This window comes from Caulobacter sp. CCUG 60055, from assembly GCF_022750545.1.
Classification (GTDB): domain Bacteria; phylum Pseudomonadota; class Alphaproteobacteria; order Caulobacterales; family Caulobacteraceae; genus PUIC01.
In genome coordinates this window covers 314,080-335,042 of sequence record NZ_PUIC01000005.1, presented here as the reverse complement: position 1 = coordinate 335,042, position 20,963 = coordinate 314,080, and the positions used below count along the sequence as shown (strand labels likewise).

At 71.5% G+C, this 20,963-nt stretch carries 24 protein-coding genes; 12 read left to right on the top strand and 12 right to left on the bottom strand.

From position 1 onward, the window contains the following. Nucleotides 1–18: 18 nt before the first annotated feature. A complete protein-coding gene (gene proC, locus C5708_RS10470; RefSeq protein WP_242920731.1) occupies nucleotides 19–819 on the top strand; it encodes a pyrroline-5-carboxylate reductase in 801 nt (266 codons plus the stop codon). A 42-nt stretch (nucleotides 820–861) separates the two neighbouring features. After that, a complete protein-coding gene (locus C5708_RS10465) occupies nucleotides 862–1,410 on the top strand; it encodes a TetR family transcriptional regulator (RefSeq protein WP_242920730.1) in 549 nt (182 codons plus the stop codon). A gap of 16 nt (nucleotides 1,411–1,426) precedes the next feature. Here C5708_RS10465 and C5708_RS10460 read toward each other — a convergent pair whose 3' ends face one another. The 4 genes from C5708_RS10460 to C5708_RS10445 all read right to left on the bottom strand — a co-directional run bounded on the left by C5708_RS10460 (nucleotide 1,427) and on the right by C5708_RS10445 (nucleotide 4,604). Continuing rightward, nucleotides 1,427–1,981 (bottom strand): hypothetical protein, encoded by a 555-nt coding sequence (locus tag C5708_RS10460; protein ID WP_242920729.1) that lies wholly within the window; start codon nucleotides 1,979–1,981, stop codon nucleotides 1,427–1,429. Nucleotides 1,982–2,062: 81 nt separating this feature from the next. After that, nucleotides 2,063–3,409: an ATP-binding protein gene (locus tag C5708_RS10455; protein ID WP_242920728.1), complete on the bottom strand. Its 1,347-nt coding sequence runs from the start codon at nucleotides 3,407–3,409 to the stop codon at nucleotides 2,063–2,065. Beyond that, complete coding sequence (locus C5708_RS10450; protein ID WP_242920727.1) at nucleotides 3,409–4,104, bottom strand: response regulator; 696 nt, start codon at nucleotides 4,102–4,104, stop codon at nucleotides 3,409–3,411. Before C5708_RS10450 ends, C5708_RS10455 begins: the two co-directional genes overlap by 1 nt. Then, a complete protein-coding gene (locus C5708_RS10445; RefSeq protein WP_242920726.1) occupies nucleotides 4,101–4,604 on the bottom strand; it encodes a helix-turn-helix domain-containing protein in 504 nt (167 codons plus the stop codon). Before C5708_RS10445 ends, C5708_RS10450 begins: the two co-directional genes overlap by 4 nt. A 96-nt stretch (nucleotides 4,605–4,700) precedes the next feature. On the opposite strand from C5708_RS10445, the gene C5708_RS10440 reads away from it, so the two are divergent. Next, on the top strand, nucleotides 4,701–5,591 hold the full coding sequence (locus tag C5708_RS10440) for a branched-chain amino acid aminotransferase (RefSeq protein WP_242920725.1): 891 nt from the start codon (nucleotides 4,701–4,703) through the stop codon (nucleotides 5,589–5,591). Between the two features lie 78 nt (nucleotides 5,592–5,669). On the opposite strand, the gene C5708_RS10435 is transcribed toward C5708_RS10440, so the two are convergent. The 4 genes from C5708_RS10435 to C5708_RS10420 all read right to left on the bottom strand — a co-directional run bounded on the left by C5708_RS10435 (nucleotide 5,670) and on the right by C5708_RS10420 (nucleotide 7,755). Further along, a complete protein-coding gene (locus C5708_RS10435) occupies nucleotides 5,670–6,077 on the bottom strand; it encodes a hypothetical protein (protein ID WP_242920724.1) in 408 nt (135 codons plus the stop codon). Nucleotides 6,078–6,088: 11 nt separating this feature from the next. Further along, nucleotides 6,089–6,466 carry a DUF4870 domain-containing protein gene (locus tag C5708_RS10430; RefSeq protein ID WP_242920723.1) on the bottom strand — a complete coding sequence of 126 codons (378 nt, stop codon included), beginning with the start codon at nucleotides 6,464–6,466 and terminating at the stop codon, nucleotides 6,089–6,091. Between the two features lie 108 nt (nucleotides 6,467–6,574). Then, entirely contained in the window at nucleotides 6,575–6,922 is a 348-nt protein-coding gene (gene folB, locus C5708_RS10425) for a dihydroneopterin aldolase (RefSeq protein ID WP_242921093.1), read from the bottom strand. Between the two features lie 71 nt (nucleotides 6,923–6,993). After that, nucleotides 6,994–7,755 (bottom strand): SDR family oxidoreductase, encoded by a 762-nt coding sequence (locus C5708_RS10420; protein WP_242920722.1) that lies wholly within the window; start codon nucleotides 7,753–7,755, stop codon nucleotides 6,994–6,996. 283 nt (nucleotides 7,756–8,038) lie between these two features. Here C5708_RS10420 and C5708_RS10415 point away from each other — a divergent pair, with 283 nt between their 5' ends. From C5708_RS10415 to C5708_RS10405, 3 genes are read left to right on the top strand one after another with little or no spacing between them, the layout of a single operon-like run. Beyond that, complete coding sequence (locus C5708_RS10415) at nucleotides 8,039–8,503, top strand: hypothetical protein (protein ID WP_242920721.1); 465 nt, start codon at nucleotides 8,039–8,041, stop codon at nucleotides 8,501–8,503. Between the two features lie 41 nt (nucleotides 8,504–8,544). Then, a complete protein-coding gene (locus C5708_RS10410; RefSeq protein ID WP_242921091.1) occupies nucleotides 8,545–9,288 on the top strand; it encodes a class I SAM-dependent methyltransferase in 744 nt (247 codons plus the stop codon). A 46-nt stretch (nucleotides 9,289–9,334) separates the two neighbouring features. After that, nucleotides 9,335–9,805, top strand: coding sequence for an NUDIX domain-containing protein (locus C5708_RS10405; protein WP_242920720.1), 471 nt, complete (start codon nucleotides 9,335–9,337; stop codon nucleotides 9,803–9,805). 12 nt (nucleotides 9,806–9,817) lie between these two features. Here C5708_RS10405 and C5708_RS10400 read toward each other — a convergent pair whose 3' ends face one another. Further along, complete coding sequence (locus tag C5708_RS10400) at nucleotides 9,818–10,267, bottom strand: DUF3617 family protein (RefSeq protein WP_242920719.1); 450 nt, start codon at nucleotides 10,265–10,267, stop codon at nucleotides 9,818–9,820. Between the two features lie 171 nt (nucleotides 10,268–10,438). Between C5708_RS10400 and C5708_RS10395 the strand changes: the two genes are divergently transcribed. Next, a complete protein-coding gene (locus tag C5708_RS10395) occupies nucleotides 10,439–11,689 on the top strand; it encodes a TIGR03862 family flavoprotein (protein WP_242920718.1) in 1,251 nt (416 codons plus the stop codon). 12 nt (nucleotides 11,690–11,701) lie between these two features. Here the strand turns inward: C5708_RS10395 and C5708_RS10390 are convergent, their stop codons facing one another. Then, a complete protein-coding gene (locus C5708_RS10390) occupies nucleotides 11,702–12,403 on the bottom strand; it encodes a glutathione S-transferase family protein (protein WP_242920717.1) in 702 nt (233 codons plus the stop codon). Nucleotides 12,404–12,559: 156 nt separating this feature from the next. Here C5708_RS10390 and C5708_RS10385 point away from each other — a divergent pair, with 156 nt between their 5' ends. The 5 genes from C5708_RS10385 to C5708_RS10365 all read left to right on the top strand — a co-directional run bounded on the left by C5708_RS10385 (nucleotide 12,560) and on the right by C5708_RS10365 (nucleotide 19,020). Then, nucleotides 12,560–12,865 (top strand): helix-turn-helix domain-containing protein, encoded by a 306-nt coding sequence (locus C5708_RS10385; RefSeq protein ID WP_242920716.1) that lies wholly within the window; start codon nucleotides 12,560–12,562, stop codon nucleotides 12,863–12,865. A gap of 114 nt (nucleotides 12,866–12,979) precedes the next feature. Continuing rightward, a complete protein-coding gene (locus C5708_RS10380) occupies nucleotides 12,980–14,419 on the top strand; it encodes an aldehyde dehydrogenase family protein (RefSeq protein WP_242920715.1) in 1,440 nt (479 codons plus the stop codon). Between the two features lie 103 nt (nucleotides 14,420–14,522). Further along, nucleotides 14,523–16,091 (top strand): long-chain-fatty-acid--CoA ligase, encoded by a 1,569-nt coding sequence (locus C5708_RS10375; protein ID WP_242920714.1) that lies wholly within the window; start codon nucleotides 14,523–14,525, stop codon nucleotides 16,089–16,091. A gap of 117 nt (nucleotides 16,092–16,208) precedes the next feature. After that, nucleotides 16,209–18,077, top strand: coding sequence for an AMP-binding protein (locus tag C5708_RS10370; RefSeq protein WP_242920713.1), 1,869 nt, complete (start codon nucleotides 16,209–16,211; stop codon nucleotides 18,075–18,077). Nucleotides 18,078–18,090: 13 nt separating this feature from the next. Next, the gene (locus C5708_RS10365; protein ID WP_242920712.1) at nucleotides 18,091–19,020 is read left to right on the top strand and encodes an alpha/beta hydrolase; all 930 of its coding nucleotides are present in this window, start codon (nucleotides 18,091–18,093) and stop codon (nucleotides 19,018–19,020) included. Here the strand turns inward: C5708_RS10365 and C5708_RS10360 are convergent. Further along, complete coding sequence (locus C5708_RS10360) at nucleotides 19,001–20,155, bottom strand: hypothetical protein (protein WP_242920711.1); 1,155 nt, start codon at nucleotides 20,153–20,155, stop codon at nucleotides 19,001–19,003. The genes C5708_RS10365 and C5708_RS10360 overlap by 20 nt on opposite strands. 20 nt (nucleotides 20,156–20,175) lie before the next feature. Further along, nucleotides 20,176–20,877 (bottom strand): AraC family transcriptional regulator, encoded by a 702-nt coding sequence (locus C5708_RS10355; protein ID WP_242920710.1) that lies wholly within the window; start codon nucleotides 20,875–20,877, stop codon nucleotides 20,176–20,178. Nucleotides 20,878–20,963: the final 86 nt, after the last annotated feature.

Below are 20,963 nucleotides of genomic sequence, written 5' to 3'. Positions count from 1 at the left end.
CCGACGGGAGCGCAAGCGATGGCCGCGACGCCGATTCTCCTGCTGGGCGCCGGCCGCATGGGCGGCGCCCTGATCCGGGGCTGGTCCCGCGTCGGGGCCTATGCGCCGGCCGATCTGATCATCAAGGACCCGCATCCTTCCGACGAGGCCCGCGCCGCCGAGGCGGCGGGCGCGCGGCTCAACCCCGGCGACGAGGCCCTGGCCGAGGCGCGGACGCTGCTCCTGGCGGTCAAGCCCCAGACCTGGCGCGAGGCGGCGGCCGCCATCGCGCCGCGTCTGCATGCGGACGCCGTGATCGTCTCCATCGCCGCCGGCGTGCGCGGAGCCGACATCGCCCAGGCCTTCGGCGGCCGGCGCGCGGCGCGGGTGATGCCCACCACCGGGGTGGCCATCGCCAAGGGCGTCGCCAGCATCTTCGCCGAGGACGCCTCGGCCCGCGCCGCCGCCCACGCCCTGTTCGATCCGGTGGCGACCACCGCCGACATCGAGGACGAGGCCCAGATGGACGCCGCCGTCGGCGTCTCCGGATCGGCGCCGGCCTACCTCTACGCCTTCATCGAGGCCCTGGAGGCGGCGGGCGAGCGGCAGGGCCTGGCCGCCGAGACGGCGCGGACGCTGGCGCGCGCCACCATCGTCTCGGCGGCGGCGCTGCTCGACGCCGAAGGGGGCGAGCCGGCCGAACTGCGCCGGCAGGTCACCTCGCCGGGGGGCACCACCGCCGCCGCCCTGGCGGTGCTGACGGGCGAGGCCGGGCTTGGTCCGCTGCTCGACGCGGCGGTCGAGGCGGCCGTGCGCCGCTCGCGCGAACTGGCTGGCTGACGCCGCCTTGTGGCGGCGGGCGCGAGCGGCCATCTAGGCGGCATGAGCAAGCCGGACGAAGACATCCTCGATCGCGCCGCCGCCGCGGCCCTGGCCCTGGCGGCCGACCGCCCCTGGCCGCAGATCTCGTTGCGCGACATCGCGGCCAAGGCCGAGATCTCCCTGGCCGACCTCTATGCGCTCGCCGACAGCAAGGGGCGGATCGTCGACCACCTGGCCCGCCGCTTCGACCGCGCGGCCCTGGCCACGGCCGCGCACGAAGGCGACGCCGACCTCCACGACCGGCTGTTCGACGCGGCCATGGCCCGCATCGAGGCGATGGAGCCGCACCGCGCCGCCCTGATCGCCGTCGCCAAGGCCGACGGCCCGCTGCCGGCGGCCCGGCGTCTGCCGCGCACCGCCCGGGCCCTGCTGGAGGCCGGCGGCGTGGAGGCGACGCCGGTCCGCATCGCGGCGATGACCGCCGTGTGGGCCCGCGTGCTCCAGGTCTGGCGCGACGACGAGGGCGCGCTCAACCGCACCATGGCCGAGCTCGACAAGCGCCTGAAGACCCTGCGCGAGCGGCTGAAGCAGGTCGGCGCCGGCTTCTAGGACGCGCGGCCCCGGTTCAGGAGCAGCCTTCGATATAGCTCAGCGCCGGCTCGCGTCCGGCCCGGAACGACGTCACCCGGCCGTGCGAGGTCTCGAAGATCAGGCCCGACCGGCCGCCGGCGTCGTTGACCCGGAAATAGCGGCCGTTCTCGTCATACGGGTGCGGCGACGACTTCAACGCCCGGCCGTAGGCGCGACGCAGGTCGGCCTCGGTCGAGCCGACCCCCACCCCGGCGGCGGCGCGCACGTCGGGTGGGACGCGGCCGGTCTCCGGCGTCGGAAAGACGTCGATGCGGACGATCCGGTTCTTCTCGATCATGTAGCTGACCGCCGCGCCCAGGCGCCGGGCGATCTTGCAGCCCTGCGGGTTCTCCGGCTCGTTGTCGGCCGTCGTCAGCTTGGCGCCGCCCAGCGCGGCCTGCGCCTCGGCCAGGGTCATGCCGACCTTGACCGGCCCGAGCCCCTGGCTGGTCAGGGCCTCGCGCGGGGCGGCCGAGGCGGCGAGCGCCAGGACCAGCGCCGCCGTCGCCCCCAGGGCCGTCCGCCCGGTCCATCTCGTCGTCTTGGCCATGGTCATGCGCCCCCCTGTTCGACCGCCAACGGTTAAAGGCCGATCGTGGCGCCGCCGTGACGCCCCGGGGGCCAGGCGTTCCTAGCCGGGCAGGCGCAGGACGGCGCGCAGGCCGCCCAGGGGCGAGCGCGACAGCACCACGTCGCCGCCATGGCTTCGCGCGGCGTCGCGGGCGATGGCCAGGCCCAGGCCGACGCCCTTTTCGTTCTGGTTGCGCGACTCGTCCAGGCGGTTGAACGGCTTGAACGCCTCTTCGTACCGGTCCTCGGGAATGCCGGGGCCGTCGTCGTCGATGGCGATGTCGACCCCCCCGCCGACGCGGGCCCGGGCCGCGATCTCGACGACGTGTCCGTGCGCGGCGGCGTTCATCGCCAGGTTGGACAGGGCCCGCTTGATGGCGTTGCGCCGCACCTCGATCGTCAGGGCCGGGTCGACGTCGACCGTGACCGCCGCGCCGGCGCGGCCGGCGGCCTCGGCCACCTCCTCGGCCAGCGGGCGCAGGGCGACGGCGTCGACGCTCTCGCCGCCCTCGCCGCGGGCGAAGGCGAGATACTCGTCGATCATATGCTCCATCTCGTCGAGGTCCTGCTTGATGCTCTCGACGCGGGGGGACGGCTCGGCGAGGGCCGCTTCCAGCTTCAGGCGGGTCAGCGGCGTGCGCAGGTCGTGGCTGACCGAGGCCAGCAGGGCGGTGCGCTGGTCGATGTGGCGCTGGATGCGCTCGCGCATGGCGATGAAGGCGTTCGCCGCCTGCCGCACCTCGCGCGCGCCGTGGGCCTTGAAGTCGGGAGAGTCCTGCCCCCGGCCGAAGGCGTCGGCCGCCTCGGCCAGCCGCTCGATGGCCCGGACCTGGTTGCGGATGAACAGGACGGCCACCGCGGTCAGCAGGGCCGTGGCCACCACCAGCCAGAGGATGAAGATGTGCCCGCGCGTGGCGAAGGCCCGGTCGCGCGGGGCGATGATGCGCAACACCCCCTGTTTGACCTGCACGCGGATGTCGACATAGGCGGGGTAGCGGGTGGTGTCGAACCAGAAGGGGGCGTCGAGCCGGTCCTCCAGCGCGCGCTGCAGCGACCGGTCGAGGGCGGCGAACAACGAGGCGCGGCGGCCCGTCGGCAGGTTGCGGTTCTGCTGCAGGGCGATGGACAGGCCCATCGACCGTTCGGCGCGGGCGGCCAGGCGGGCCAGGGCCGGCGGGCTCGGATCGTCCTGATAGCTCTCGACCGCCCAGGCGATGTCGCCGGCCAGGCTGTCGGACAGCCGGCTGGTCACCGCCTCCCAGTGGGCGTCGAAGAACACCCAGGTCACCACCACCTGCATGATCGCCACGGGCAGGATGATGATCAGCAGGCTGCGGCCGAACAGGGTGGTCGGCAGCCACTTCTTGACCGACCGCGGCCACAGCCAGCGCGACAGCAGGCGGCGCATCAGTCGGCCGCCAGCATGTAGCCCACGCCGCGCACGGTCTGCAGATAGCGCGGCGCCTTCGGATCGTCCTCGATCTTGCGGCGCAGGCGGGTGACCTGGACGTCGACCGCCCGGCCGGTGATGTCGGCGGTGTCGCGGGCCAGGTCCAGCCGGTCGACCGCCGCGTGCGGGCTGTTGGCCAGCCGGCGCATCAGCTGGGTCTCGGCCTCGGTCAGCCGCACCAGGGCCTCGTCGCGGAACAGCTCGCCCCGGTCGAGGTCGAAGGCGCAGCGGCCGAACTGCACCCGGCCGCCCGGCCTGGGCTTGGCGCCGGTGCGGCGCAGGATGGCCTCGATCCGCAGCAGCAGCTCCTGCGGGTCGAAGGGCTTTTGCAGATAGTCGTCGGCCCCGATCGTCAGGCCCTCGATGCGGTCGCCGGCCATGCCGCGCGCGGTGAGGATCAGCACCGGCGTGTCGGCCCGCTCGCGCACCCAGCGCGTCAGCGAGAAGCCGTCCTCGCCCGGCATCATCACGTCGAAGACCAGCAGGTCGAAGTCCAGGGTCTCCATGAGCCGTCGCGCCGAGGCTGCGTCGGCGGCGCCGGTGACCCGGAAGCCGGCGCGGTTCAGGTACTCCTTGAGCAGGTCGCGGATGCGGTTGTCGTCGTCGACCACCAGCAGGTGGCGTTCACGGCCATCGAGGTTGCGTCCGTTCACTCAGTCTCTCCGCGACGGCTGCGGCCGACGTTCAGGCGCGGCCCGGCCATGGCCGCGAGGATGCGCCGGGCCCCGCCCACCGCGTCAAGGCCCCCGCTGCGATAGGCCCGCGCCAGCAGGCCGCGCAAGCGTTCCGACACCCGCGCCTCGAAGACCGCCCCGGCCGGCGTCAGGCTGGCGGGGCGGCGGCGGGCGTCGTGCTCGCCGGCCTCGCGCGCCGCCAGGCCGTGCCGCTCCAGGTCGCCCAGCACCTTGCTGGCCCCCTGCTTGGACAGGCCGGTCAGGCGCGACAGCTCCTGGACGCCGACCCCCGGCCGGCGCTTGAGCAGGAAGGCGGCGCGATAATGGCCGCGCCCGAGGGGCGGCCGGCGCTCGGGTTCGGCGTCCAGGGCGGCGTCGCAGGCGGCCCACAGCGCGGCCTCCGACAGCATCAGCAGCTCCAGCGCCGCGTCGAGCTCTTCCTCCCTGAGGACCAGGCGGGCGTCGGGAAGGGCGTTCATGCGAAAAAGATCGGTGCTATAGCGCGCGTATCGTTTGACGCCGCGTCTTTGGAAGCGTTTAAATCCCCCGTCAATGCGAGAGGAGAATTTTCGCTCATGTCACTCGTTCCCTTCGATGACCGCGACGGCTTTATTTGGCTGGACGGGCAATTTGTGCCCTGGCGGGACGCGAAGGTGCACGTACTGACCCATGCATTGCACTACGCCTCGGCGGTGTTCGAGGGCGAACGCATGTATGGCGGGGAGATTTTCGCGCTGAGAGAACATACCGAGCGCCTGTTCCGGTCGGCCGAAATCCTCGACTTCAAGATTCCGTACACGGTGGAGGAGATCGACGAGGCCTGCAAGGCGACCGCCGCCAAGAACGGCCTGACCGACTGCTACCTGCGCCCGATCGCCTGGCGCGGGCCCGAGCAGATCGGCGTGTCGGCCCAGGCCACCAAGATCCACGTGGCCATCGCCGCCTGGGACTGGCCGAGCTACTTCAAGCCCGAAGAGAAGGCCAAGGGCATCCGCCTGACCTTCGCCAAGTACAAGCGGCCGTCGCCGGAGACCGCGCCGACCGCGTCCAAGGCCGCCGGACTCTATATGATCTGCACCATCTCCAAGCACGCCGCCGAAAAGGAGGGCTACGCCGACGCGCTGATGCTCGACTGGCGCGGCTATGTGGCCGAGGCGACGGGCGCCAACATGTTCCTGGTGCGCGACGGGGTCATCCACACGCCCGAGCCGGACTGCTTCCTGGACGGCATCACCCGCCGCACGGTGATCGGCCTGGCCCGCAAGCGGGGCTTCGAGGTGGTCCAGCGCCACATTCCGGGCGACGAGCTGCCGACCTTCTCGGAAGTGTTCATCGTCGGCACCGCCGCCGAGGTGACGCCGGTGGCCGAGATCGGCCCCCACGTCTACAAGCCCGGCCACATCTCGCTCACCCTGATGGACGACTACGCCAAGCTGGTGCGGCGCGAACTGGCGGCGGTGGCCTGAGCCGCCCAGCCCCAGCCTGAAACGACGAGGCCCTCCCCGCAAGGGGAGGGCCTTTTTTCTCGCCCGGCGCCGAGCGGCCTAGAACCACCAGGTGTAGGGCCGCGGATGGGCGTCGCCCTGCGCCAGGACGATCGCGCCGACCACGCAGCGGATCAGCATCCAGAGCCAGATCAGGCCGCAGATCGTCAGCCCCAGCCAGAGCACGGGGATGCCGACCAGCACCAGGGTGAAGATCGCGCCGACCACGGTCAGCGCCGCGCCGATCACGAACCAGGCGATGGACAGCCAGAAGGTGCGGATCAGGAAGGTCAGGTGGCTGGCGGCGCGGGGGCCCGCCCCGCCCCGCGTCGCATAGGCGACCACCAGGCCGATGACGATGGTCAGGCCGTGGGTCAGGCCGAGCAGGTAGAGGCCATAGACGATGGCTGGGGCGAGGCGGTCCTCGGAGCCCCTGGCGGGGGCGGGTTCGGCGTCTGCGGCGCTCATGGGCGGGCTCCTCAGATGAACCAGGACTGCGGGTTCGGATAGGCCTCGCCGTTGATCAGCTTGACCAGGCCGACGATCGAGCGGACCGCGAACCAGACGCCCGCCGCCAGCAGGATCAGCACGCCGACGCCGATCACCGTCAGCACGCCGCCGACGAAGCTGGCGATCAGCCAGATCCAGAACGTGCGGATCTGGAAGACGTAGTGGCTCTTGATCCAGTCGGGGGCGGCCTCCTTGTTGACGTAGGCCAGCACGAGGCCGACCACCGAGGCCAGCCCGAAGGTCAGGCAGGTCGCCAGATAGAGGGCGTAGACGACGATGGGCATCGTCTTGTCGTCGGCCGGGGCGACGGGCTGCGGCTGAGGGGCTTCGGGGGCGGCGTCGGCCATGCGGTCCTCTCTGCGGCCCGAGGCGGGCCGGTTCCTGAGGTTCGGAATGGTCGTCTCAAAAACCCGCAGGCGCAATCGTCCGTCGGCGGTTTTACGATGAAGCTTTTGTCAGCCGCGGACGGCGATGATCTCGACGCCGGCCGCCAGGGCGGCGGGGGCCAGGGCTTCGGGCTTTTCGACGCGCACCCGCGCGCGGGTGACGCGGGGGTCGTCGAAACAGGCCTGGGCCAGCCGCTCGGCGAAGGTCTCCACCAGCTTGAGGTGGCCGGCGGCGGCCACCGCGCGGGCCTTGGCGACGACGGTCTCGTAATTGACCGTGTCGGCGATGTGCTCGCAGTCATGGGTGGCGACGTCCAGCTCGACATCGACCACCAGCGGCTGGCGACGGCCGTACTCGTGCTCGTAGACGCCGATCTCGACGTCCAGCTGAAGGGCTCGGACGAACACCTTCATCATCACCACCCGCGCGGGCGTGGCGTCGATGGCGTCATCGGGGGCGGAGATGGGGAAGGACTGGGCCACGGGCTTCAGGGTGCGACGATGTCCGGCGTCTTCCAGCCCAGGTGCTGGCCGCCGTCGACGGCGATCATCTGGCCAGTGACGGACCTCGCGTCAACCAGATAGCGCAGCGCGGCGGCGATCTCGGCGGGATCGACCGGCCGGCCGAGCGGCACGCCGCGCGCCTCGGCCTCGAACTCGCCGGGGCGCTGGTGGACCGAGGGCAGGACCGGGCCTGGCCCGATGGCGTTGACGCGGATGCGCGGGGCCAGCGCCTGGGCGGCCATGCGCGTGGCGTCCCACAGGCCGGCCTTGGCCAGGCCGTAGCTGAAGAACTGCGGGGTCGGCTTCCACACCCGCTGGTCGATGATGTTGACCACCAGGCCCTCGCGTCCCGGCGGCAGGGCGGCGGCGAAGGCCTGGATCAACAGCACCGGCGCGCGCAGGTTGACGGCGGCGTGGGCGTCGAACGAGGCGGGGGTGAGGGTGTCGAGCCGGTCGTCCTCGAACAGCGATGCGCTGTTGACCAGCAGGGCCAGCGGCCCAAGCGCCGCGCCGGCCTCGGCGACCAGGGCCGGCAGGGCGGCCGCGTCGGCCAGGTCGGCGCAGAACGCCGCGGCGCGGCGGCCGGTCGCGCGGATCTCGGCGACCACGGCGTCGGCGTCGTCGGAAGGGGCGCGGCCGTGGACGGCCACGTCATAGCCGCAGGCGGCGGCCTCCAGGGCCAGGGCGCGGCCGATGCGGCGGCCCGCGCCGGTGACCAGCGCCGCGCCGCGAGACGTCCCGGCCATGGCGCGCAGTCGTCTCGCGCTTAGTCGGCGCGGCCGAATTCGATGATGTTCAGCGCCACGATCACGGCGAGGAAGGCGACGATCATCAGGATCGCGGACATGGCGCGGACTCCGACAAGGCAAAACGGTCATCCGGGCTTTAGCGGCGCCGGCCGGGAACCGCAAGGGCGGCCAGGTCGCCGCCCCGGCCGACGCCCGTTGACAGACCGCCGAGATCGTTCCGAGAATCGCCGCCCGCCGGCATGTTATCAGACCTTTCTATGCTCAATATCGGGAGGGGGCCTTGAAGCGAGCGGCCGTTCTAGTCGCGGGGGTGCTATTGTTCGCCGCCTGTGATCGAAAGGTCGGCGGGTTCGCACATGAAAGGGGCGCTTCCGCGACGCTGCTCAATGAGGAAATCCTGGAAATATTGAATGCGCGCGCAGGCTCTGAAGCGTGCTGCTTCTATGTTGGAAGGGATGAGGCCGGGCAAAACGTGTACGGTCCGCTGAAGGCGTCGCGAGAATTGCACTTCATGGTGCGGCGTCGGGCGAGTAACGAAGATATCATCTGCGGTTACTCGGGCTTTCCTCCAGCCAAAGCATTTAACGGGCAACCTATGTCCTCGGGCTTCGATACCGTCTTTGTCGTTCTGGGACGGCGTCTCTATCTCCGGGAAGACCTTCGAGGTGAAGGCTTTGAACGGATGCAGGATCGATGGTGCGGTCCTGATTGGGTGAAGCCGATGTGGATACAGCCCGTCGCCTAAGGGGGGCGGACTTTGGTGGAACGTCCGTCAGCCAGGTGAACATGGTCGATCATCTTTTCGCCGACACCTATCTCGCCGCGCTCTACGACGCTTGGCACCCAAGATCCGAGCGAGACGACTACGATTTCTACCTGCCGCGCATCATGTCCGCCGAGTCGGTGCTGGACGTCGGCTGCGGCACGGGCGTGCTGCTCGCGGATGCCCGTCGACGAGGGCATCGCGGCCGACTCTGTGGTCTCGATCCCGCGACCGGCATGTTGGAACGGGCGCGGCGGCGCCAGGACGTCGAATGGGTGCTGGGCGATCTCGCCACGACGCGTTGGGCGCGTCCGTTCGACCTCATCGTCATGACCGGCCACGCCTTTCAAGCCATCGTCGCGGACGAGGAGCTCAAGGCGTTCGCCGCCGCCGTGCGCCAGATGCTGGCGCCCGGCGGCCGCTTTGCGTTCGAGACGCGAAATCCGGCGGCGCGCGCCTGGGAACGTTGGCGGCCCGAAAATGCGGTGTCGGTGCGAGGGCCTGAAGGCGAAGACGTCACGATCACGACGCGGATCGTGGCCGGGTTCGACGGCGACGCCGTCTCCTTCATCCACACCTTTACAGGCGACCATCCGGCGCTGCCGTTGGTCAGCCGCAGCACGCTCCGGTTCCTGGACGGGGACGGCGTGGATCGCCTGCTGCGGGGCGCTGGACTGGCGGTGGAGGAACGGTTCGGAGATTTCCAGGGCGGCCCGTTCGTGGCGGACAGCCCCGAAATCATCACCGTCGCGCGGGCCGAGCCTTAGGCCCGGGACCTTCGCCTCGCTCCGGTTTGCTTCTAGTCTGGCGACCATGCCGTGGCGCCGCCGAATCGAACCCTTCACCCGTCCTTTCGTCCATGCGGCCTTCCGCCTGACGCGGGGCATGACGCTGGGCGTGCGCGGGCTGGTCACCGACAGCCAGGGGCGGGTGCTGCTGATCGAGCACACCTATCTGCCCGGCTGGTACATGCCCGGCGGCGGCGTCGAGCGCGGCGAGATCGCCGAGCAGTCCCTGGCCAGGGAGCTGGTCGAGGAGGCCGGGGTGCGGCTCACCGCCCGCCCGCGCCTGGTCTCGTTCCATTCCAACGACCTGCGCCACCCCGGCGACCACGTGCTGATCTACCGGGTCGAGGCCTGGGAGCCGTGCGAGGCGACCTCGCGCGGCGAGATCCACGCCCTGGACTGGTTCGCCCCCGACGCCCTGCCCGAAGGCGTCACCGCCTCGACCCGGCGGCGGATCGAGGAGGCGCTGGGCGGCGCCGAGGCTGACCCGTTGTGGTGACCCCGGCCCGCCTTAGCAGGCGCCGACGCGCTTGCCGGACCAGCGCACGCCGATGGTGAAGGGGCCGGCGACCTCGTTGCGGCCCTTCAGCACGCCCTTGAGCTCGTAGCTGTCGGCCGAGACGGGTCCCGACACCAGGCCCGTGGCGGCGCCCTGGCCGTTGTCGCAGGCGACGCCGACGTTGAGCGTCCCGCCGGTCTGGCTCCACTGCGTGATCTTGCAGGCGACCACGTCCCGTTGCAGCCGGGCGGCGATGGTCGCGCGCAGGTCCTTGGCGGCGGCGGCGCTGAGGCATTCGCCGCCGCCCGCCGGCGGGACGGTCTGGTTGTTCAAGGTGTAGTCGCTGCGATGCGTCCAGCGGCCGGGAGCGATCGACGACGACTGGGCGACGGCGCAGCCGGCCGCGAGGGCGGCGATCAGGACGGCGGTCAACGCCAGGGGGGCGGCGAACGAAGGCTTCATCGACGTCCTCGGGAATCGTCAGGGCGTAAGACGCATCTCTTAGGCGAGGCCGGCCGGCCTGTCGCGCCAAGGTTCGACGACGTCGTCGTCCGCGGCAGGCGACGCCGCCGCCGCGATGGCGTAAGTCCGGGTCTCCCGGCGGCTGGTCCGCGCGCCGCAGACGAGCTTTCGATGTCGCCTTCCCGCCCCGCCGTCCCGCCCCGCGTCGCCGTCGTCGGCGGCGGTCCGGCCGGGCTGATCGCGGCCGAGACCCTGGCCGCGGCGGGCGTCTGCGTGGTGGTTCACGAGCGCATGCCGACCTTCGGGCGCCGACTGCTGATGGCGGGGCGCGGCGGGCTGAACCTCACCCATTCCGAACCGTTCGAGGCTTTCGCCGGGCGCTACGGCGAGGCCGCCGGCCGGCTGAGGCCCTATCTGGCGGCCTTTCCCCCGGCGGCCCTGACCGCCTGGGCCGAGGGGCTGGGCCAGCCGGTGTTCGTCGGGTCGAGCGGTCGGGTGTTCCCCAAGGCGCTGAAGGCCTCGCCGCTGTTGCGGGCCTGGCTGGCCCGGCTGGAGGCGGCGGGCGTGGCCTTGAAGGCGCGGTCGCAATGGCTGGGCTGGGACGCGGCGGGCCGGCCGTTGTTTCGCGACGCCGACGGCGCGGTCGCGCCCGAGGCGGCGGACGCGACGGTGCTGGCCCTGGGCGGCGCCAGCTGGCCGAGGCTGGGGGCGGACGGGAGCTGGGGGGCGCTGCTGGCGGCCCAAGGCGTTCCGCTCGCGCCGTTCCGCCCCGCCAACTGCGGCTTCGAGGCGGCCTGGACCCCGCTGTTCCGCGAGCGTTTCGCCGGCCAGCCCCTGAAGACGGTGGCGCTGAGCTTCGCCGGGCGCGCGGTGCGGGGCGAGGCGACGGTCGCCGCCTACGGCCTGGAGGGCGGCGCGATCTACGCCCTGTCGGCGGCGCTGCGCGACGCGATCGCGCGGGACGGCGAGGCGGTGCTGACCATCGACCTGCGCCCCGACCTCGCCGAGGCCCGGCTGGCCGAGCGCCTGGCGCGGCCGCGCGGCGGACAGAGCCTGGCCAACCACCTGCGCCGCGTCGCCGGCCTTTCCCCGGTCGCCGCGAACCTGCTGCGCGAGGCGGCCGGCGGCACCCCGCCGGCCGACCCCGCCGCCCTGGCCCGGCTGATCAAGGCCGCGCCCGTGCGGCTGACCGCCGCGCGGGGCCTGGATCGGGCCATATCCAGCGCCGGCGGCGTGACGCTGGGCGCCGTGGACGAGGCCCTGATGCTCAAGGCCGCGCCGGGCGTGTTCGTCGCCGGCGAGATGCTGGACTGGGAGGCGCCGACGGGCGGCTACCTCTTACAGGCCTGCTTCGCCACCGGCGTCGCGGCGGCGCGGGGCGTCCTGCGCCGGCTCGGCCTGGAGCCGGACGCCCCGTCCTGACCGCTTGCGCGATCAGGCGGCCAGCCGCCCGACGACGTCTTCCAGCGTCACGCGCCCCAGGAAACCGCCGGCGCCGACGGCATCCTCCCCCGCCTCGATGGCGTGGGCGAAGCGCACCGCCGGATCGTCCTCCAGCCGGTGCGCCAGGGCCTGAACGCGCGGACGGTCGGCGAGGCGGGCGGCGTCGAGGTGCTCGACCCAGCGGATGACGCCGGTGAAGTAGGCGTCGGCGATGGAGCGGGCGTCGCCGCCCAGCCAGGCGCGGCCCTCCAGCATGGCCTCGATCTGGTCCAGGGCCTTGCCGACGTGTTCCCGGCCGAACGCGGTCAGGACCGGACGCGCCGGGTCGTCCTCGGCCATGTAGCGGGCCGCCCACAGCGGGGTGAACATCGGCACGAAACCGGCGTTGAGGAAGGCCAGGGCCTGGTTGACGCGATCGAAGGCCGGCGAGCCCTGGTCGCCGACCAGCCGCCTCGCCGGGTCGCCCGCGGCCAGGTGGTGCAGGATGGCCGAGCTTTCGCTCAACAGGGTCCCGGTCTCGGTCAGCAGGGCCGGGGTCTTGCCTTTGGGATTGATGCGCGAGAACAACGCCCCGCGCGTCTGGACGGGCATCTCGACCCGGCAGAGGCGGTAAGGGCAGCCCGACCATTCGAGGGCGACGATCGCGCCGAAGGAGCATCCGTGCGGGACGCCGTAGAAGAGCAGAGGTTCCATGTCGATTCCAGCTATTGGTGTGAGGGCCGCGGCTGGCGTTGATATGGTCTCGCCTCCATATCGTGTAAATTACGCACAAAAATGTGCGTGCTCACATTTTTTATACCAGGTGACGGTTTGAAAGACGCAGTCTCCAGATGCAACATTCACGAGTCCATGCGTCTTCTTAGCGGGCGCTGGCGGACTCTTGTTCTCTATTACCTGATCGAAGGGCCGAAACGTTTCGGCGACTTGCGACGGGACAATCCGAAGATCTCGCCGCGCATGCTGACCCTCGAACTGCGCGAACTGGAGGCGGCCGGGGTCATTTCGCGCACGGTCTATCCCGGCGCCGTGGCGCGGGTCGACTACGAGCTGACCGAACAGGGGCGGGAGCTGATCCCGATCTTCGAGGCCCTGGGACAATGGTGGGAGGGGCTGCGGCCGGTCCTCGTCGAAACGGAGAGCCTCGCGCACGATTGATACGCATGTTTGAACGCCAGCCCCCTTCCACCCTGAACGACGATCACTAATATGTCCCCGAGAAGGCCGGCTGGTCCCAGCCTCCATGGCCCGAGGGAAGGCGAGGAGAAGCGCATGCGCGACTATCTGAAGTTCTACATCGACGGCGAGTGGGTGGACCCGATCCAGCCCAAGACGCTGGACGTCATCAACCCGGCCGACGAGACGGTCGCGGGCCGCATCTCCATCGGCTCGGCGGCCGATGTCGACGTCGCGGCCAAGGCCGCGCGCAAGGCCTTCGCCACCTGGTCGCTGACCAGCCGCGAAGAGCGCATCGACGTGCTGGAGCGCATCGTCGTCGAGTACCAGAAGCGCTACGAGGACATGGCCAAGGCCATCACCGAGGAAATGGGCGCTCCGTCCTGGCTGGCCCAGCGGGCCCAGGCGGCCATGGGCCTGGCCCATGTGCAGACCGCCATCGGCGTGCTCAAGAACTACAAGTTCGAGGAAGAGCGCGGCACCACCCGGCTGGTCAAGGAGCCGATCGGCGTCTGCGGCTTCATCACCCCGTGGAACTGGCCGGTCAACCAGATCGCCTGCAAGGTGGCCCCGGCCATCGCCACCGGCTGCACCATGGTGCTGAAGCCGTCCGAGATCGCGCCGTTCAGCGGCTACATCTGGACCGAGATCCTGCACGCGGCCGGCGTGCCGGCGGGCGTGTTCAACCTGGTCAACGGCGACGGCCCCGGCGTCGGCGCGGCGATCAGCTCGCACCCGGAAGTGGACATGGTCTCGTTCACCGGCTCGACCCGCGCCGGCGTCGAGGTGGCCAAGGCCGCCGCCCCGACCGTCAAGCGCGTGCACCAGGAGCTGGGCGGCAAGTCGCCGAACATCATCCTGGAGGACGCCGACTTCGAGAAGGCCGTCGCGGGCGGCGTCTCGTCGGTGATGATGAACTCGGGCCAGTCGTGCAACGCCCCGACCCGGATGCTGGTGCCGGAAAAGAAGATGGACCAGGTCATCGCCATCGCCCGGGCGGCCGCCGAGGCGCACACGGTCGGCGATCCGAACGGCAATTCCAAGCTGGGCCCGGTGGTCTCCGAGACCCAGTGGAACAAGATCCAGGGCCTGATCCAGAAGGGCATCGACGAGGGCGCGACCCTGGTCGCCGGCGGCGTCGGCCGGCCGGAGGGCCTGGACAAGGGCTACTATGTGAAGCCGACCGTCTTCGCCAACGTCACCAACGAGATGACCATCGCCAAGGAGGAGATCTTCGGGCCGGTGGTGTCGATCCTCGGCTATGACAGCGTCGACCAGGCGGTGGATATCGGCAACGACACCGAATACGGCCTGGCCGCCTACGTCTCGGGGACCGACCAGGAGGCGGTGCGCCAAGTGGCCCGCCGCCTGCGCGCCGGCCAGGTCAACCTCAACGGGGCCGCGCCCGACCTGATGGCGCCGTTCGGCGGCTTCAAGATGAGCGGCAACGGCCGCGAGTGGGGCGACCTCGCCTTCCACGAGTTCCTGGAGGTGAAGGCGGTCCTGGGCTACGGCGCCCAGCAGGCCGCGGAATAGGCTGACGAGGCCCGGCGAAGGAGACTTCGCCGGGCCTTTCGCTTTCTTGGCGCAGGCGACCCGGAACACCGGGCGCGATGGGAAGAGACACCGGAGGAAGACCATGGCGGATGCGACGCCGGCGCGGTTCGTGGCGGACATCTCGCGCGTGCAGGACGGCGCGCGCCCCGACGCCGTCGCCCTGTGGTTCGAGGGGCGCGAGACCACCTATGCGGAGCTGGACCGGCTGGCCTCGCGATGCGCCAACGCCCTGATCGACGCGGGGGTGAAGCCCGGCGACCGCGTCGGGGTGCTGGCCAAGGGCAATGACGACTTCTTCGTGCTGTGGCTGGGCTGCGCCAAGGCGCGGGCCTGCCTGACGCCGGTCAACTGGCGGCTGGCCCCGCCCGAGATCGCCTTCATCCTCAAGGACGCCGGCGCCCAGGTGCTGGTCTGCGGCGCCGACTACGCCGACGTGGTCGACACCATGCTGGGCGAGGTCGAGCTGCATCGCCTGGTCCAGTTCGAGCCCGGCCACGCCCGCTGGCCGGCGTTCCGCGACTGGATCGGCGCCCATCCGGACCGCGATCCGAAGCTGCCGGCGCTGGAGGACGACGACGTCATCCAGCTCTACACCTCCGGCACCACCGGCCTGCCCAAGGGCGTGCAGCTGACCAACGGCAACTACGCGGCCCTGTTCGAGTGCGCCATCGCCGCCGACTGGGGACGCTACGATCCGGGCGACGTGGTCATGGACGTCGCGCCGCTGTTCCACGTCGCCGGGGCCAACACCGGCGTCCTCGCCCTGCTGCAGGGCTGCCGGCTGGTGGTGATGCGCGAGGTCGAACCGCGCGCGCTGCTGGAGACGCTGCAGGGCCAGAGGGTCAACCACGTCTTCCTGGTTCCGGCCCTGATCAACATGCTGTTGCAGTTCCCCGGCGCCGGCGAGGCCGACTTCTCCTCGCTGAAACGGATCTTCTACGGCGCCTCGCCCATCGCCGAGGACGTGCTGATCCGCGCCGCCGCGCTGTTCGGCTGCACCTTCACCCAGCTCTACGGCCTGACCGAGACCATCGGCGGCGGCGCCTATCTGCCGCCGCTCGACCACGATCCCGCGCGCGGCAAGCTGCGCGCCTGCGGCAAGCCCTGGCCCGGCTTCGAGATGCGGGTGGTCAAGCCGGGCGGCGAGATCGCCGCGCCGTTCGAGGTCGGCGAGCTGCAGATCCGCTCCAGGGGGGTGATGAAGGGCTATTGGAACCGCCCCGACGCCACCCGCGAGGCCATCGACGCCGAGGGATGGTTCAAGTCCGGCGACGCCGGCTATGTCGACGGCGACGGCTATTTCTACATCCACGACCGGGTGAAGGATATGATCGTCACCGGCGGCGAGAACGTCTATCCGGCCGAGGTCGAGAACGCCCTGTTCGGCCACCCGGACGTGGCCGACGCCGCCGTCATCGGCGTGCCCGACGAACGCTGGGGCGAGGCGGTCAAGGCGGTGGTGGTGCTCAAGCCCGGCGCGGTCGCCGACCCCGGCGCGATCATCGCCCACTGTCGCGAGCGGATCGCCGGCTACAAGACGCCGAAGTCGGTCGATTTCGTCGCCGTGCTGCCGCGCAATCCCTCGGGCAAGGTGCTGCGCCGCGAGCTGCGCGCGCCCTATTGGGAAGGCAAGGGGCGCATGGTCGGGTAGAGATGGGGCCCTATGCGGGGCGTCCCTCGGGGCGGCGTGGCGAACGGGCGTTTGACGTCGCCGGCCCATCGGCTACTGTCTCAACAAAACAATGATAACCTACCGGGAGACGCCAGGATGAGCCCAGCGGACGGCGCCGCCGCGCCCGCCACCGAAGCCTTGCCGCCGTTCAAGCCCCTGCCGATGAAGGGAGCGTCGGTGGATGTCGAGCGCCGGGCCGACGGCTCGATCCTGATCCGTTCGCGCCATGCGCCCGGATGCGGTCCGCGCTCCATCCCGCACCTGCTGGCCGAGCGCGCCGCCGCCCATCCCGACCGCCCCTACATGCACCAGCGCGCGCCCGGCCACGGCCCCTGGAGCGGCGTCACCTACGGCGCGGCCAAGCGCGCGGCCGACGGCGTGGCCCAGTGGCTGCTGGACCACGGCCTGACCGCCGCCGACAGCGTGATGATCCTGTCGGCCAACTCGATCGAGCACGCGGTGATGACCCTGGGCGCCTATACGGCCGGCGTGCCGGCGGCGCCGATCAGCCCGGCCTACAGCTTGATCTCCACCGACCACGCCAAGCTTAGGCACTGCTTCAAGGTGGTCAGGCCCAAGGTGGTGTTCGCCCAGAGCGGCGCGGCCTTCGCCCGGGCGTTCGACACCCTGCGCGCCCTCGACCCCGGCCTGATCTTCGTCACCGTCGACGGGGCGGGCGAGGGAGCCATCCCCTACGCCGAGGCGGCCGGCGCCGAGCCGACGGCGGCGGTCGAGGCGGCGCGCGAGACCTTGGACCACGCCACGGTGGCCAAGTACCTGTTCACCTCCGGCTCGACCGGCATGCCCAAGGGCGTGCCCCAGACCTTCGGCATGATGGCGGGCGTCATCGCCGGCCAGGACGGCCTGCGCGACGAGGAGCCCGATCCGGACCTGGTTCCGCAGAGCCTGGAATGGATGCCGTGGAGCCACATCTCGGCCGGCAACATCGGCTTCAACGCCGTGCTGTGGAACGGCGGCACGGTCTATCTCGACGAGGGCAAGCCGTTGCCCGGCATGTTCGAAACCACGATCAAGAACCTCTACGAGGTCTCGCCGATCGTGTTCGGCTCGGCCCCGATCGCCTTCGGCATGCTGGCCGAGGCCATGGAGCGCGACCCGGTGCTGCGCCGCTCGTTCTTCAGGAACCTGCGCTATATGGCCTATGGCGGCGCGACCCTGTCCAACGACGTCTACGACCGCATCCAGGCCCTGGCCGTGGCCGAGACCGGCTGGCGCATCCCGCTGGCCACCATGTACGGCGCCACCGAGACGCAAGGCGTCACCGTCACCCACTGGGCCACCGAGCGGGTCGGGCTGGTCGGGCTGCCGCTGCCGGGGATCACCCTCAAGCTGGTGCCGAACGGGACCAAGCTGGAGGTGCGGGTCAAGGGGCCGACCGTCACCAGCGGCTATCACAACGATCCCAAGAAGACCGCCGAGGCCTTCGACGAGGAAGGCTTCTACAAGCTGGGCGACGCCGCCCGCTTCGTCGACGAGGCCGACCCGGCCCAGGGCCTGGTGTTCGACGGCCGCGTGACCGAGGACTTCAAGCTCGACAGCGGCACCTGGGTCTCGGTCGGCACCCTGAGGCCCGACCTGGTCGCCGCCTGCAGTCCCTATGTCCACGACGCGGTGATCGCCGGTCAGGACAAGCCGTTCATCGGCGCGCTGTTCTGGCCGTCGATGGCCGGGCTGCAGGCCCTGGCCGCCGATCCGGGGCCGGGTTCGCCGCTGGAGAAGCTGGCGGTCATCCTCAAGGACCGCCTGGCCGCCTTCAACGCCGATGCGGGCGGCTCGTCGCGCCGCGTCGGCCGCTTCACGATCATGACCGAGCCGCCGTCGATCGACGCCGGCGAGATCACCGACAAGGGCTACGTCAACCAGCGCGCCACCCTGGAGCGCCGCTCCGGCCTGGTCGCCGCGCTCTACGCCAATTCCGCCGCCGACGGCGTCTTCAGCCTGTAGGGGACTTCATCCCATGCTCGATCAGCATTTTCGCGCCATGCTCGACGCCCTCGCGGCGGTGGAGACCCCGCCGGTCGCCCTGGTCCCGGTCGAGATGGTCCGGGCCGGCTACCGCATGCAGCGCGTGGGCATCGACGCCGGCGCGCCGCGCGACCTCGACGTTCGCGATCTCCAGGTCGCCGGCGCCGCCGGGCCGCTGAAGGCGCGGCTCTATACGCCCAAGGGCGCGGCGGCGGTCGGGCCGGGGATCGTCTATTTCCATGGCGGCGGCTTCGTCATCGGCGACCTCGATACTCACGACGACTTCCTGCGCCGGTTGAGCGCGGCCTCGGGCGTGCGGGTGCTGTCGGTCGACTATCGCCTGGCGCCCGAGCATCCGTTCCCGGCCGCCCATGACGACGGCCTGGCCGCCGTGCGCTGGGCCTTCGACCATGCCGCCGAGATCGGCTTCGACCCGGCGCGGATCGCGGTCGGCGGCGATTCCGCCGGCGGCAACCTGTCGGCCTGCATCTCCCTGGAGATGCGCGACGATCCTGGGCGCAGGCTGGCTTTCCAACTGCTGCTCTATCCGGCCACCGCCATGGACCAGAACACGCCCTCGCGCGCGGCGCTGGCCACCGGCTATGTGCTGACCGCCGAGGTGATGAAGTGGTTCGGCGACAACTTCGCCGTTGCCGGCCACCCCGACGCCCGTCGCGCCGAGCCGGCCCATGTCGCGGACCTGTCGGGGCTGCCGGCGGCCCTGGTGGTCACGGCCGGCTTCGACCCGCTCAAGGACGAGGGACGCATCTACGCCGAGCGTCTGGCTAAGGCCGGCGTGGCGGCGGACCATGTCGAGCACCCGGCCTTCGTCCACGACTTCTATATCATGGCCGGCGTGGCGCCGGCGGTGATCCCCGCGATCGAGGACACCGCCGCCCGGCTCAAGCGGGCCTTGGCCTAGGCCACAGCTGGTCGGCGGGCAGGCCCAGCACCCTGGCCGCCGCGGCGTGCAGGCTGGCGGGGCCCAGCCGGCCGCCCTTGGCCGCCGCCCTGATCCAGTCGGCGATGTTCCCGCCCGTGCGGTCGTAGCCGTCGGCCTTGAGCAGGCCGTAGAGGCCGGCGGCCAGCACGTGCATGCCGTCGTCCGACCTGGCCCAGCGTTCGGCCGGCGGCTTGGCCACGCCCAGGTGTTCGCCGACGATCTGGTCCAGCGCCTGGACGGTGTCCTCGTTGAGCAGGCCCTCCAGCGTGTTGTAACCGAAGGCGTGGTCGTGTTCGGCGATGATGCGGGTGAGGAGCGCGTCCTTCTCCAGCACCAGATAGGCGGCCTGGGCCGCCGGGCCCTTCATGTCGAACGGCGGATGCATCCCCTCGTGGCCGGCGATGCGGATGATGGCGTCGTCGGGATAGTCGACGTGGCACAGGAAGCGCCCGCCCTGGACGCGGACGCCGTGCGGCTTGGAGAACCATAGCAACACCACCTCGACCTGCGGATCGATCCGCCGGCCGAGCAGGCGCTCCTGTTCGGCCGCCACGTCGGCGCCGGCCAGGCGGGCTTGCAGCGCCGGCGCGCGCCTGGCCAGGGCGGCGTCGACGAGGCCATGCCGGAAGCCGGCGAAGTCCGCGGCCTTGAGGGCCTCGAAAACCGTGAGCAGCCGCTCACGCCCGGCCGTGAACCGCGTCCAGTCGGCCTCGTCCCAATAGGCCCCGCCCTTGTAGGGCGGCAGCAGCACGGTCTCGGCGGCGCGGGTCGAGGCGATCAGGTCGTCGAGGCTGGCGGTCGGCCCGCCCGACAGGATGGTGCAAAGGCCCGGCCCGAGCAGGGCGCCGGCCTTGTCCGCCTCGGCGTGCAGGCTCATCAAGGCGTCCGTCGCCGGCTGGGACAGCCTGGGCTTGAAGGCGGCCAGCTCCTGTTCGTAGAAGCGCGCGTAGAACGGCTTGCCCGACAGCGGCCCAAGGAAGCACAGGGCGTCGAAACCCTCCGATCCGCCCAGCCGCCATCGGGTGCGCACGGCGGCGGCCAGGCTGGCGGCGGGGGCGAGCGCTGCGGCGCAGAGGGCCACGGCGGCGGAGGCGAGGATCTGGCGTCTGTTCATGCCGCCAGCATCGCGCCGGTTCAGGCGGCGGTCTTGAATCCATTTGCAGGCCGTCCGGCCTCGGCTCTCCAGGCGCCGGGGGTGCGGCCGGTCAGCGCCTTCACGGCCCGGCCCATATGGGCCTGGTCGGCGAAGCCGGCCTCGGCGGCGATGTCGGCCAGGGGCGCCCGACCGTCGACGATGGCCCGCCAGGCCCGCCGGGCCCGCGTCTCCAGGCGAAAGCGGATCGGGGTTTCGCCATAGGCGCCGGCGAAGGCGCGCGACAGGGCGGCGGGCGACAGTCCCCGGTTGCGGCCCCACCCGCCCAGGCGCAGGGCGGGCTCGGCGGCGATCGCCCCGGCCAGTTCGTCGAGCCAGTCGGCCGGACGCGGCGCCAGCCGGACCAGGCCGTCGAGCAGGATGGCGAGGGCGGCGGCCGGATCGCGCTCGGCGGTCCGGGCGGCCGCGTCGGCGTCGCGGACCGCGCCGAGGCCGGTCGCCAGGTCGAGGCCGGCCGGCAGGGTCAGGTTGAGCACGCGCGCCCCTCGGGCGCCGATGCGGTTGCGATGCCCCTCGAAGGCGCCGTGCAGCACCGCCTGGCCCGGCTCGACGCGGACGCGGCCGAGCACGCCGGCCTCCTCGTAGCCGCCCTCCAGCACCAGGGCGACATAGGCCTCGCCGTGGCGGTGGCGGGGCAGGCTCGCGCCGGACGGCAGCTGCTGGCGATCGGCGACGCAGGTCATGGCCGCACTCTGCGCGCCCGCCACGGCCGCCGCCAGTTAAACCCGGGCAAGAAAAGAGCGGCCCGGATCGCTCCAGGCCGCCCAGT

Bases quoted from the DNA above. Each gene is read 5' to 3' on its own strand.
- C5708_RS10370 (WP_242920713.1), top strand. From the start codon at position 16,209: ATGAGCCCAGCGGACGGCGCCGCCGCGCCCGCCACCGAAGCCTTGCCG.
- C5708_RS10380 (WP_242920715.1), top strand. From the start codon at position 12,980: ATGCGCGACTATCTGAAGTTCTACATCGACGGCGAGTGGGTGGACCCG.
- C5708_RS10385 (WP_242920716.1), top strand. From the start codon at position 12,560: ATGCGTCTTCTTAGCGGGCGCTGGCGGACTCTTGTTCTCTATTACCTG.
- C5708_RS10395 (WP_242920718.1), top strand. From the start codon at position 10,439: ATGTCGCCTTCCCGCCCCGCCGTCCCGCCCCGCGTCGCCGTCGTCGGC.
- folB (WP_242921093.1), bottom strand. From the start codon at position 6,922: ATGATGAAGGTGTTCGTCCGAGCCCTTCAGCTGGACGTCGAGATCGGC.
- C5708_RS10445 (WP_242920726.1), bottom strand. From the start codon at position 4,604: ATGAACGCCCTTCCCGACGCCCGCCTGGTCCTCAGGGAGGAAGAGCTC.
- C5708_RS10375 (WP_242920714.1), top strand. From the start codon at position 14,523: ATGGCGGATGCGACGCCGGCGCGGTTCGTGGCGGACATCTCGCGCGTG.
- C5708_RS10455 (WP_242920728.1), bottom strand. From the start codon at position 3,409: ATGCGCCGCCTGCTGTCGCGCTGGCTGTGGCCGCGGTCGGTCAAGAAG.
- C5708_RS10435 (WP_242920724.1), bottom strand. From the start codon at position 6,077: ATGAGCGCCGCAGACGCCGAACCCGCCCCCGCCAGGGGCTCCGAGGAC.
- C5708_RS10365 (WP_242920712.1), top strand. From the start codon at position 18,091: ATGCTCGATCAGCATTTTCGCGCCATGCTCGACGCCCTCGCGGCGGTG.
- C5708_RS10420 (WP_242920722.1), bottom strand. From the start codon at position 7,755: ATGGCCGGGACGTCTCGCGGCGCGGCGCTGGTCACCGGCGCGGGCCGC.
- C5708_RS10390 (WP_242920717.1), bottom strand. From the start codon at position 12,403: ATGGAACCTCTGCTCTTCTACGGCGTCCCGCACGGATGCTCCTTCGGC.
- C5708_RS10460 (WP_242920729.1), bottom strand. From the start codon at position 1,981: ATGGCCAAGACGACGAGATGGACCGGGCGGACGGCCCTGGGGGCGACG.
- C5708_RS10360 (WP_242920711.1), bottom strand. From the start codon at position 20,155: ATGAACAGACGCCAGATCCTCGCCTCCGCCGCCGTGGCCCTCTGCGCC.
- C5708_RS10465 (WP_242920730.1), top strand. From the start codon at position 862: ATGAGCAAGCCGGACGAAGACATCCTCGATCGCGCCGCCGCCGCGGCC.
- C5708_RS10355 (WP_242920710.1), bottom strand. From the start codon at position 20,877: ATGACCTGCGTCGCCGATCGCCAGCAGCTGCCGTCCGGCGCGAGCCTG.
- C5708_RS10430 (WP_242920723.1), bottom strand. From the start codon at position 6,466: ATGGCCGACGCCGCCCCCGAAGCCCCTCAGCCGCAGCCCGTCGCCCCG.
- C5708_RS10440 (WP_242920725.1), top strand. From the start codon at position 4,701: ATGTCACTCGTTCCCTTCGATGACCGCGACGGCTTTATTTGGCTGGAC.
- C5708_RS10410 (WP_242921091.1), top strand. From the start codon at position 8,545: ATGGTCGATCATCTTTTCGCCGACACCTATCTCGCCGCGCTCTACGAC.
- C5708_RS10400 (WP_242920719.1), bottom strand. From the start codon at position 10,267: ATGAAGCCTTCGTTCGCCGCCCCCCTGGCGTTGACCGCCGTCCTGATC.
- proC (WP_242920731.1), top strand. From the start codon at position 19: ATGGCCGCGACGCCGATTCTCCTGCTGGGCGCCGGCCGCATGGGCGGC.
- C5708_RS10405 (WP_242920720.1), top strand. From the start codon at position 9,335: ATGCCGTGGCGCCGCCGAATCGAACCCTTCACCCGTCCTTTCGTCCAT.